Origin of the sequence: Kitasatospora sp. NPDC057542 (assembly GCF_042801945.1) — a bacterium.
Classification (GTDB): domain Bacteria; phylum Actinomycetota; class Actinomycetes; order Streptomycetales; family Streptomycetaceae; genus Kitasatospora.
Genome location: NZ_JBHVFE010000717.1, coordinates 1 through 2,821, shown reverse-complemented (window position 1 = coordinate 2,821; position 2,821 = coordinate 1). Strand labels below are relative to the sequence as shown.

The window sequence follows — 2,821 nt, the reverse complement described above, 5'->3', positions numbered from 1 at the left end:
GCCCCGATCGGGGCGGCCCCACGCCGCTCACATCTGGTCGGTGGCGGCGGTCGGCGACCAGCGGGCGCTGCGGGTCCGCTCCGGCTGGCAATTTCCCGTTCGCCCCCGAGCCGGTTCTCATCCGGGGCGATTCAGCGCGGCAGCAGGCGGGCTGCCGTGTCGCGGAGCCAGATGTGTTCGGTGGACACGATGCGGTGCAGGTTGCGGGAGGCGAAGGCGATGCGCTGGGCGCTGCGGCGGCGTTCGCGGTCGTATGCGCGTAGGGCATCCGAGAGACTGGCGCGGCCGTGACGGACGACGGCGCGGGTCAGGGCCTCCGCGTCCAGGATCGCCGTACACGCGCCCTGGCCCAGGTTGGGTGTCATGGCATGCGCCGCGTCGCCGACCAGGGCGATCTTTCCGTCATGGACGAAGGTCGGCAGGGCGGGGAACAGGTGCCGCATCTCGTAGCGGATCCAGGTGGCGGGGTCGGTCCCGGCGAGGATCCGGGGTATGGGGTCGTGCCAGTCCTTGAAGCAGTCGCGCAGTTCGGCGGCAGTGGTTCCCTCGGGCACGGCGGCGTACCAGTTGGTGCGGCCCGGCTCGACCGGGGTCATGCCGAAGAAGCGGCCCTTGCCCCAGGTCTCGCCGTAGACGCCGCCCTCGAAGTCCGCGATACCGATCCAGGCGACGGCCCCCGCCTTCCGTGGCTCACTGGCCGTGCCGAAGTGGGCTGCCCGCACGACGCTGCGCAGGCCGTCGGCCCCGACCAGCAAGTCGTATCCGGGAGACAGTGCCGCCACGTCGGTGACGTTCTCGTCGAGTTCGACGGTGACGTCCCCTAACGCGTCCAGTTCGGCCATCAGTGCATCGATCAAGTAGGGCCGGGAGAGCAGTAGTTCGGGTCGGCCCGCCTTGCGCTCGATGCGCTCCAGCGGGAGCCGGGCCAGCACCCGCCCATCAGGGGTGCGGACCTGCGCGGAGCGGTACGGCACCGCGCGCCGGCGCACCGCCTCGCCGACACCGAGACGGTCGAGGGCGTCCTGCGCGGCGGGGTGGAGGCCGAACGCGGTGCCGTACCGCTCCAGTTCCGTGCGACGCTCCCGGATCGATACCTGCCATCCCGCCCGGCGCAGTCCGATCGCCGTCGCCAGCCCGCCGACTCCCGCCCCCACCACAACGGCCGTTCCAGTCATCACGCCCCCCGTTATCGTGTTTACCGATTCGAGCCACCACAGCTGTGGTACCACGGTTGGGGTATCATGAGCAACAGGCCGAGGAAAAAGGAGAATTGACGCTGAGTGGGAACCGTCGTGATCTGCTGCGCGCTGCCACGATCCAGGTCCTGGCCTCCGCGGGCGGACGGGGCCTGACACACCGGGCCGTCGACGCGGCCGCCGCGGTGCCCGCGGGTACCACGAAGAACTACTTCCCGACCAGGGACGCCCTGCTGCGCGCCGCAGCCGAGCAATGCACGGAGCAATACCACCAGGTCGCCGCGGAGCTGATGGCCGCCGCAGGCGCACCCGTGGACCGCGAGAGCCTGGCGGCTCTGCTCAGCGGACTGCTCCGGAACGTCGCCGGCCCCGGCCGTCCCCGCATGCTCGCCTACCTGGAACTGCAGGCCGAGGCGGCCCGCAGAAGCTGGCTCTCCGCCATCCTCGACCCGATCGCGGCCGCCGACTTCGCCGGCCTCGAACAGGCCCAGCGCACTGCCGGACTGCCCGTCACCCCGCAACGGGCCGCCGCCGTCACCCTCGCCCTGCACGCCGCCATCCCACACCTGCTCGCCGGCGGCACCCGCACGCTGACCCACGCCGGGCTGGACGACCTCGACCGGTTCGCCAGCGACCTCCTGGCCGCGGTGTACCCGCCCGCCGACCACGACCGTCGAGCCGGCCGCAGCGACATCCACGTCCTCGACCCGCTGCAACGGCCCGGCCACGGTTCCGGTCAGATGACCAGCTGATCAGCACCTTCCGCACGCCGGGAAACTCAGCTTGACTCTGTCGGGGATCTTGAAGTTCCCCGGTGTGCCCGCCTGATCAGCGGGCATGCTCGGGGCTGATCGAAGACCGATGCAGTTGTCGAGGTACCAGTTGTCGCTCCGCCCCCGTTCCGGTGAGCAAGTCCCGTCTCTGACCGCTCAGATCGCGCGGGCGAGCAACCCAGGCGGTACGACCGCGATGTGGGTCAGAGACCGGCTGGACGGGCTGTGGTGCGACGAGGACTTCGCGGGCTGGTACCCGCGCGATGGACGCCCTGGCATCTCGCCCGCCCAGTTGGCCACCGTCTGCGTGCTGCAGTTCCTGCTCGGCCGGTCGGACCGGCAAGCGGCGGAAGCGGTCCGCTGCCGCATCGATTTCAAGTACGCCTTGGCCATGGAGCTGGACGATCCCGGCTTCCACCACAGCGTGCTGGCCGACTTCCGCGAGCGCCTGGCCCTGGATGACCGCGCCGACCGTCTCCTCGATCCGGCACTCACGCGCCTGAAGGAGGCCGGACTCGTGCGCAAGCGCACCACGCAGCGTACCGACTCCACCCACGTCCTGGCCGCGGTACGTGACCTGACCCGGCTGGAACTGGTCACCGAGGCCGTCCGTGCCGTGCTGGAAGAAGTGGCCCGCACCCCTCGCACCTGCTGACTGGCCTGGTCGACGAGGACTGGGGGCGCCGACCGGCCCCTCAGCCAGGACCCGTGGACCCGGAACGAACTCGTGGAACTGGCCGATGGCCTGTCGCCCACGCTGAAAGCCGCTGTGGAAAGGGCCGCACAGGAGGTGGAGCGCAGCATGATGCGCCCCTGCGAACGGTGCGGGCAGGTGAAAGTCCCCCCGCAGGG

The 2,821-nt window shown here is 70.8% G+C and carries 3 protein-coding genes; 2 read left to right on the top strand and 1 reads right to left on the bottom strand.

The features are described from left to right. Positions 1 to 131: 131 nt before the first annotated feature. Positions 132 to 1,175 carry an FAD-dependent oxidoreductase gene (locus ACFU7Y_RS42605; protein ID WP_380771826.1) on the bottom strand — a complete coding sequence of 348 codons (1,044 nt, stop codon included), beginning with the start codon at positions 1,173 to 1,175 and terminating at the stop codon, positions 132 to 134. Positions 1,176 to 1,276: 101 nt separating this feature from the next. Here ACFU7Y_RS42605 and ACFU7Y_RS42600 point away from each other — a divergent pair, with 101 nt between their 5' ends. Both ACFU7Y_RS42600 and ACFU7Y_RS42595 read left to right on the top strand, forming a co-directional pair. Beyond that, positions 1,277 to 1,948: a TetR/AcrR family transcriptional regulator gene (locus ACFU7Y_RS42600; protein ID WP_380771828.1), complete on the top strand. Its 672-nt coding sequence runs from the start codon at positions 1,277 to 1,279 to the stop codon at positions 1,946 to 1,948. A 328-nt stretch (positions 1,949 to 2,276) separates the two neighbouring features. Beyond that, positions 2,277 to 2,624, top strand: coding sequence for a transposase (locus ACFU7Y_RS42595; protein ID WP_380771824.1), 348 nt, complete (start codon positions 2,277 to 2,279; stop codon positions 2,622 to 2,624). The last annotated feature ends 197 nt before the right edge of the window (positions 2,625 to 2,821 follow it).